Below are 8,025 nucleotides of genomic sequence, written 5' to 3'. Positions count from 1 at the left end.
CGCCTGGAAGCCGCTTGCCGGCGAGCACTGACCCTGGGCAGCTGCCGCTACAAAAGCCTCGAGTCGATCCTCAAGCACCGTCTGGACGAGCAGCCTCTGGAAGAGCAGCAAGAGCTCTCGCTGCCCGACACCCACGACAACATCCGCGGCCCCGCGTACTACCACTGAAGGAGCAAACCATGTTGAAGCATCCCACCCTGGACAAGCTCCAGACCCTCAAACTGACCGGTATGGTGGCAGCGCTGGCTGACCAGATGACCTCGCCCGAGATCGATGAACTGGCCTTCGAGGAGCGTCTCGGCCTGCTGGTGGACCGGGAGATCACCGAGCGAGAGAACCGGCGTATGAGCAACCGGCTGCGCCGGGCCAAACTGCGACACCAGGCCACCCTTGAGGACATCGATTACCGTAATCCGCGGGGCCTGGACAAGGGACTGATCCAATCACTGGCGGCCTGCCAGTGGGTGAAGGAGCACCTCAACGTTCTCATCACCGGTCCCACCGGCGCGGGCAAGACCTGGCTGGCCTGCGCGCTGGCTCACAAGGCCTGCCGGGAAGGCTACACCGCCCAGTACGTCCGCCTGACCCGGCTGCTACGGGAACTGATGATCGCCAAGGGCGATGGCAGCTACCCGAAGCTGCTGGCCAACCTCGCCAAGGTCGATGTATTGATCCTTGATGACTGGGGCCTGATGAAGCTGAGCGCCGAGAACCGGCGCGACCTGCTGGAGGTACTGGAGGACCGCCACGGACGCCGCTCCACTGTCGCTACCAGTCAGTTACCCATTGAGGAATGGCATGGCGTCATCGGCGACGCGACCCTGGCAGATGCCATCCTGGATCGGCTGGTGCACAACGCCTACAAGATCAATCTGAGAGGAGAGTCGATGCGAAAACGCCAGGCTAAGTTGACGAGCACCACTGCTTCCGAGTAACAATGCAAACCCCGCGTCGCTACGCTCCGATGGGTGGCAGCTTTGCTCCGGTCCGGGTGGCAGCCTTCAAATGGAATGGGTGGCAGGCTTCAGCGGTATACGCACGAAATATTCAGTATCTCAGGTTGTGGGATTCATTAAAGGTAAAAGTGCCATACATATCGCTCGCACCTATCTTGGCCGGAAGAGGAACTTTGTAGTACACCATTTCTGGGCCCGAGGTTATTTTGTTTCCACCGTAGGCCGAGACGAGCAAGTGATAAGGGAATATATACGGCATCAGGAATCGGAAGATCGGAGAATCGATCAATTAAAGCTGATGTCCTAGCCCCTTGGAGGGGCTCAAGGAGCCGATAGGCTCCGTTAACCATACCGCTTCGAGCGGTTCACAATTAAAGCCCCCGGCTTTGCCGGGGGATATTTACTAGAGCCAGGTAGCTTGCCAGCCCAATGGTAATCGCTGGAAAAATGATATGAAAGGACACGGTAAATCTAAACTGGATCCGTGCTAGTAGTATTGCGGTTTCTTGCATGGTGATTCCTTGGTGGATCAGATCGGCTTTGCCAGAAAGGTTGTTTCTTTTGCAGTGAAAATCTGATTCCCCTGGAAGTGGAAGGTCAGTGTTGATATCGCCGATCGGACATCCTGACTGCAGACCCTGTAAGACAACCAAGCGGCATTGTTTTCGGCGAGATTGATTTCGGCAGGCCCTGATAGCTCGTACTGCCCTTCGTCATACAATGAAACACGGACAATAGACTCAGCGGGATTGAAACCCTCAACTTTGATTATGTAACTGTTGCAAATGTGGTGCTCACCCAATTGGGTAAACAGAGGCCCACGATCACGACGAATTGCGACCTGCAGGTCGTTGGTATTGTAAAAGCCGTACAGCACCGCGCAGAAGGCCGCGATCATTACAGTGCCGTAGCCAGCCAGTCGTGGTCGCATCAGGGGTGAGGGCTTTTGCTCAAGTTGAGCTTCGGAGGCAAAGCGGATCAACCCGGTAGGGAGATCCAGTTTTTCCATGACATTATTGCAGGCGTCGATACAGGCTGCACAATCAATACAGGCGGCCTGAAGACCATCTCTGATATCGATGCCAACAGGACATACCTGAACGCAAAGGCTGCAATCCACACAGTCACCGCTGTGTTTATCGGCGTGGTGCCTCTTGGCACGGGGTTCTCCGCGAGCCACATCGTAGCTGACTGTGCGAGTGTCTTTGTCGAACATCACTGCCTGAAAGCGGGAATAGGGGCAAGCGTGCAGACAGATTTTCTCGCGTACAAGTCCGGCATTTACATAAGTCAGGCCGGCCATGATCGCTAGCCAGCCTGTCACCGTCCCACTCATTTCCAAGCTAACGCCGGCGGAGATTAACTCACGAATTGGTATGAAGTATCCGGTGAAGGTGAGCGCGGTAAAGATCGCAAACAGCATCCAAAGCAGGTGTTTGGTGACACGTCTCAGAAGGAGCCCCCTGCCCATCGGTTTGCCTTCTAGACGCGACCTCATCCCGGCACGCCCTTCAGTGATGTCCTCTATGCGTATGAATAGCCACGTCCAGATACTCTGTGGACAGGCAAAACCACACCATATACGGCCCCAGGCCACCGCCATAAAGAATAGTAGGCATGCGCCTGCGATCATTAAGCCTGTTAATAGCGGGAGGTCATACCAGGAGAAGAAGGCCCCGAAAAGGATCAGCTTGCGCTCGGCGAAAGAGAACAGCAGCAAGGCCTGGCCATCATATTGTATCCAAACCAAACCGAAGAACAGCGCAAGCAACGGCCAACTCGTGAGTCTGCGCAAGTTTTGGAAGAAACCCTCTGTCAGGCGGACGTGTATCTTGCCGTCCCGTGCAAAGTGGGGGGGCGTGTATTGTTCAACAGCCGGTATCTTTTCCATTTGGTTTGCTCGCAGAATTTCAAATGGGGGCAGAATACGCTTGCGGCCAAAATAGGATCAGGTGTAAATTAATAAAAATTGATAGGTACAGATTGGGGGCGAGATGGCATCTGAGTACCGGTATCAGCAGCTGGAGAACTGGTTGCTGCAGGGGATCCTGGAACAGTGCTGGCGCCTCGGTGAGCGCTTGCCGTCTGTCCGTACCCTTTGTCAGGAGAAGGGCTTGTCCAAAGCAACGGTTCAGCATGCGCTACAACGGCTGGAGGCCCAGGGGCTGTTGGAGGCCCGTCCCAAAGCTGGCTATTTCGTGACATTGCAGCCCGATGGTGTGAAAAAGCCTCTCAGTCGTGCCCGGATTGAAGCGCCACGTCCGGTTAGCGTCAGTGACCTGCTCCTGGACATCATGCGGCGCAGTGCGGCTTTTGATCTGCTGCCGGATCTGCAAAGCGGTCATCTGCCTCCGGGAATTGTTGCACTGAACCGCTCGATTGGTCGCTCTCTGAGGCGGCAGAAGGGCGAGGATTATCAGTACTATGACGAGCCGGATGGCGTTCTGTTACTGCGTGAGCAGCTGTCGCTGCACGCTGCACGCCGAGGATGGATTGTCTCACCGGATCAACTATGTATTACGTCGGGCTGCCAGCATGCTCTTTTTATGGCTCTGATGGCGTCCTGTGAGCGAGGTGATGTGGTCGCGGTAGAATCCCCCGGTTTCTATGGCGTTCTGCAGCTGCTGGAGCAGTTGGACTTGCGCGTTGTCGAGGTCCCCACTTCAGTAGAAACTGGTATGGATATCGATGCGCTGGAGGAAGTGTTGGAGCGTTGGAAAGTCAAGGCCTGCATCGTTTCACCGGCGTTTGCGACCCCCGGTGGGGCGATGATGCCGCTGGAGTCAAAGCAGCGCTTGCTGGCATTGGCTGAGCGCCATAATCTTGCGGTGATCGAGGATGATATCTATGCCGACACGTCTCTGGGTGCTGCGCCTGACCCGCTAAAGGCACTGGATAGCGATAACCGCGTCATTCTTTGTAGTTCATTTTCCAAAAGTCTCTCGCGAGACCTGCGTCTGGGTTGGGTCTCCGGTGCACGGTGGCATGACCGAATTCAGCACCTCAAACTTGTCACCCAGTTAGCCAGCAGTCGATATCTCCAACAGGGCGTTGCCGAGTTCATTGCTGATGGTGGCTTTGCAGCGCATCTGCGCAGGCAGCGCAATGAGCTGCGCGCCAATAGGGATCGCTTAATTGCCGAACTTCATGCCTGGCCGGGTGAGGTTCGCGTGAGTACGCCTCAAGGCGGGCTGGCCGTTTGGGTTGAACTGCCGCAACACGTGGATACTCTTGCGGCCTACCCCCAGGGGCTTGAGCTGGGGGTGGTGATTACGCCGGGCCCGCTGTTCTCGGTGTCGGGACAGTTCGCTAACTGTTTGCGTATCAGCTTTGCCCATCCCTGGAAGGCTTCTCGAACCGAGGCTCTGAGACGATTGCCGGCCGTGCTGCAGAGCTGATACGACATATCTGTACCTATTAATATTTAAAAACTTAGACCTGAACCTGAACAATTCCTGCTGCTAGTCTACCAGCCTGAGCACTCATCTTCAGGGGTAATATCAGGTGTATAACTACGATTCCTACGACCGTGCCCTAGTTCAGGCGCGGGTAGAACAGTTCAGAGATCAGGTGGCGCGCCGTCTCAGTGGAGAGTTAAGCGAGGAGGAGTTCCTGCCGCTGCGTTTGCAAAACGGCGTTTATCTGCAACGCCATGCCTATATGCTGAGGGTCGCCATACCTTATGGAACACTGTCATCCGATCAGCTCCGGACGTTGGCAACGATTGCCGATCAGTACGACCGCGGATACGGCCATTTCACTACTCGGCAGAATATTCAGTTCAACTGGATAGAGCTGGAACAGGTGCCCGACATCCTGCAGAAACTGGCTGACAACGATATGCACGCGATCCAGACGTCCGGTAACTGCGTACGCAATATCACCACGGAAGCGTTCGCCGGTGTCGCCGAGGATGAGTTGCTCGACCCTCGTCCGCTGGCAGAGATCATGCGGCAGTGGTCTACGGTGAACCCCGAGTTTCTATTCCTGCCACGCAAGTTCAAGATTGCCATCTCTTCGTCCGATTCCGACCGGGCGGCGGTGCGCTCCCACGATATCGGTCTGTACCTCTACCGGGGTGTAGGGGGCGAGATGTTGCTTAAGGTCATGGTTGGAGGTGGCCTTGGCCGCACGCCGATTCTTAATGAAACGGTGCGCGACGCCTTGCCCTGGCAGCACCTACTGACCTATGTCGAAGCTGTACTGCGTGTTTATAACCGCTATGGGCGCCGGGATAGTAAGTACAAAGCGAGAATCAAAATCCTGGTCAAATCACTGGGCGTTGAAACCTTTGCCAATGAGGTCGAGCGCGAGTGGGAACAGATCCGCGATGGCGTTGCCGAGCTGACTGACGAGGAATACAAGCGCGTTGCTCTAGGCTTTATGCCGCCGCCCTATGGGCGTACCGATGCGTTGGATCCTGAATACGGTGCCTGGCTGGCGCGCGATGCAGCCTTTGCCGTTTGGGTGCAGAACAATACCCAGCCACATAAAGTACTGGGTTACGCCTCGGTGGTGTTATCGACCAAGCCTGGCGCTTCGGCTCCGCCGGGGGATGTGACTAGTGAGCAGATGCGATCTGTCGCGGATCTAGCGGATAAGTATGGGTTTGGGGAAGTTCGGGTGGCCCATGAGCAAAACCTGGTTTTGCCGGATATTCGAAAACGCGATCTGTATGTGCTCTGGAAAGCTCTGCAGACACAAAACCTGGCGACGCCGAGTGTTGGACTGTTGAGTGACGTGATCTCCTGCCCAGGTCTCGATTACTGCTCTTTGGCCAACACCCGTTCGCTTCCGCTGGCTCGTGCAATCCAGCAGCGTTTCGATGACCTGGATTACCTCCTCAATCTGGGTGAGCTGAGCCTGAATATCTCGGGATGTATGAATGCCTGTGGACACCATCATATTGGCAATATCGGCATTTTGGGCGTCGACAAGAACGGCGAAGAGTACTTTCAGATTACCATCGGTGGCGCTCAGGGCAAGGATAGCTCTATCGGCAAAGTGATCGGCCGGGCATTCCGGGCTGAAGAGGTTCCCGACGCGATTGAGCGTTTGCTATCCGTTTACCTGAGTTACCGGGACGTGGATGAGCGGTTCGTGGATACGGTGCGACGCATAGGACTCGCTCCGTTCAAGGGGGGCGTATACCCACAGGAAGCAGCCAGAGGGAAGGTGAACGCATGAACAATATCCTTGGACTGGTCGACGGAATCGCAGCCCATATTGCCGATGATGAGTGGGTATTGGTAACAGACGAACAGCAAATACCGACTGCAGAGCGGGCGATACTGCCGCTGCAGCGATGGAAAAAGATGGTGTTGCTTGATGAAACCCAAGCGGGCCAGTTAGGTGTCCTGTTCGGGCCTGACGATGAGCCAGAGGAGATTGTCCCATGGGTCGACGGGATTCTGATGGTTGTACTCCAGTTCCAGAGCTTTCGCGACGGGAGAGCCTACAGTCAGGCCAACCTGCTTAGAACCCGATACCAGTTCAAAGGCGATCTGAGGGCGGTGGGAGATGTGTTACGCGATCAGTTGGTTCTGATGCGTCACTGTGGCTTTTCCTCGTTTGCGGTGCGTGAAGATAAGTCTGTGTTAGATGCTCTTAAGGGGCTGACTGGCTTTGACTTGATCTACGCACGCTCAGTAACGAACCCCGAGCCGTTGTTCAGACGACGGGGCTTAAAGTTATGAACAAAGAGTGGACTTTCCAAATTTCTCGCGGGTTTGAAGCGAATGCTGCACCGCTACGATTCAGGTAAATCGGGAGCTGGCTGCACCAATCACGGCTGCAGATTTATTCGCCACTAGATGCGTAGCATAAATTAAGGAAAGCTGTTTTGGCTAAACCCCCGGACATTCAAATCAACACGCGGGCCAATCTGATCGGCATTCTCTGGATGACCTTGGCAATGGCCTTTTTTTCAATAGAAGATGCGCTATTCAAGGAAGCTGCCCAATCCATGGAGATTGAGCAGGTGATTTTGTTGTTCGGTTTGGGAGGCTCGATCGTTTTCTGGCTGGGGCTGCTCTGGAGAAAAGAGCCGGTTCTAATTGCCGTGCAATCACCTGTTATGTGCGTGAGGATGATGTGCGAGGTTATCGGACGAATGTTTTATTTCATGGCACTGGCGTTAACGCCGTTATCTACCACCACTGCGATCCTGCAGGCGACTCCCGTTGTTGTGGTGTTAGGTGCAGCACTGTTTTTTGGCGAAAGGGTCTCACTGCTGAAATGGCTGGCTATAGCTATGGGCCTGATCGGAGTTATGATTATTCTGCGTCCCAATAGCGATGAGTTTTCACCGCTGTCGGTATTGGCCGTGATCGGGCTGATTGGGTTTGCTGGGCGTGATCTGGCGAGCAGAGCTGCGCCACAATCGTTAAGTACATTCGCACTCGGTTTTTACGGCTTTCTCGCAATCATCATGGCGGGTGGAATCGTTTCGCTATGGAGTGGAACTCAAATTGTCTGGCCCAGCGGCCACGCGAGCCTTGCCTTGATAGGCACGATTTTCTGCGGAGTGATTGCCTATATCGCACTGATGAAAGCGATGCGTATTGGAGAAGTCTCCACGGTCACTCCATTCAGGTACTCCAGACTTCTGTTCGGTGTAGCACTTGGCTATTTCATCTTTGATGAAGCGCTGAGCCCGTTCTTTTGGCTTGGGAGTCTGGTTATCGTCAGTTCCGGTCTTTTTATTACGTTCCGGAGAATTAGCCCTGCTGGATTGAGCAGAACGCACTGACCGCCAGTGTGCTTGCGTGATTGAAGAGACTGTCGTTCAAACCGGGCATGAGCGCCCGACTATCAACAGCGGTTTTAAAACAGATCCCCATACGGAGCGGGAGAGGCTTGAATGAGCGCTACCCGGATGATGCGGCACGGCGATAGTTCGAAGATGGACCCGGTCATTACTGACCGCTGCGCCTAAACAGGCCCTGAGAGACGCGTTCAGCAGATTCCAAAACAACGAGACTCTGCCTACCCCTTTCGCTTGCGCAAGGTGGGGTCATCCTTGCCACTTTTCCGCAGTGGCCGCGTCTAGTGAGTCCACTATACGAAC

Annotated in this window: 6 protein-coding genes and 3 pseudogenes; 7 read left to right on the top strand and 2 right to left on the bottom strand. The window is 54.9% G+C overall.

The window, feature by feature from the left end; genetic code table 11:
• The 3 genes and pseudogenes from G533_RS24680 to G533_RS24270 form a co-directional block, all read left to right on the top strand.
• Positions 1-168 (top strand): annotated as a pseudogene (locus G533_RS24680) (IS21 family transposase); the annotation flags it as partial.
• Positions 169-179: 11 nt separating this feature from the next.
• Positions 180-935: an IS21-like element helper ATPase IstB gene (istB, locus tag G533_RS0118755; RefSeq protein ID WP_027951251.1), complete on the top strand. Its 756-nt coding sequence runs from the start codon at positions 180-182 to the stop codon at positions 933-935.
• 97 nt (positions 936-1,032) lie between these two features.
• Positions 1,033-1,263: pseudogene (locus tag G533_RS24270) on the top strand (transposase); the annotation flags it as partial.
• A 94-nt stretch (positions 1,264-1,357) separates the two neighbouring features.
• On the opposite strand, the pseudogene G533_RS24675 reads toward G533_RS24270, so the two are convergent.
• Positions 1,358-1,468 (bottom strand): annotated as a pseudogene (locus tag G533_RS24675) (cytochrome ubiquinol oxidase subunit I); the annotation flags it as partial.
• Positions 1,469-1,485: 17 nt separating this feature from the next.
• Positions 1,486-2,847, bottom strand: coding sequence for a cytochrome c oxidase accessory protein CcoG (ccoG, locus tag G533_RS0118750; protein ID WP_027951250.1), 1,362 nt, complete (start codon positions 2,845-2,847; stop codon positions 1,486-1,488).
• Positions 2,848-2,950: 103 nt separating this feature from the next.
• Here ccoG and G533_RS0118745 point away from each other — a divergent pair, with 103 nt between their 5' ends.
• The 4 genes from G533_RS0118745 (at position 2,951) to G533_RS0118730 (ending at position 7,707) form a co-directional block, all read left to right on the top strand.
• On the top strand, positions 2,951-4,354 hold the full coding sequence (locus G533_RS0118745; RefSeq protein WP_027951249.1) for an aminotransferase-like domain-containing protein: 1,404 nt from the start codon (positions 2,951-2,953) through the stop codon (positions 4,352-4,354).
• Between the two features lie 106 nt (positions 4,355-4,460).
• Positions 4,461-6,143, top strand: coding sequence for a nitrite/sulfite reductase (locus G533_RS0118740; protein WP_027951248.1), 1,683 nt, complete (start codon positions 4,461-4,463; stop codon positions 6,141-6,143).
• Positions 6,140-6,652 carry a DUF934 domain-containing protein gene (locus tag G533_RS0118735; RefSeq protein WP_027951247.1) on the top strand — a complete coding sequence of 171 codons (513 nt, stop codon included), beginning with the start codon at positions 6,140-6,142 and terminating at the stop codon, positions 6,650-6,652. The genes G533_RS0118740 and G533_RS0118735 overlap by 4 nt, the downstream gene beginning before the upstream one ends.
• Positions 6,653-6,798: 146 nt before the next feature.
• On the top strand, positions 6,799-7,707 hold the full coding sequence (locus G533_RS0118730; RefSeq protein WP_205622667.1) for a DMT family transporter: 909 nt from the start codon (positions 6,799-6,801) through the stop codon (positions 7,705-7,707).
• The last annotated feature ends 318 nt before the right edge of the window (positions 7,708-8,025 follow it).

Source organism: Haliea salexigens DSM 19537 (assembly GCF_000423125.1).
GTDB lineage: Bacteria > Pseudomonadota > Gammaproteobacteria > Pseudomonadales > Halieaceae > Haliea > Haliea salexigens.
This window is presented reverse-complemented; position numbering and strand designations above follow the sequence as displayed.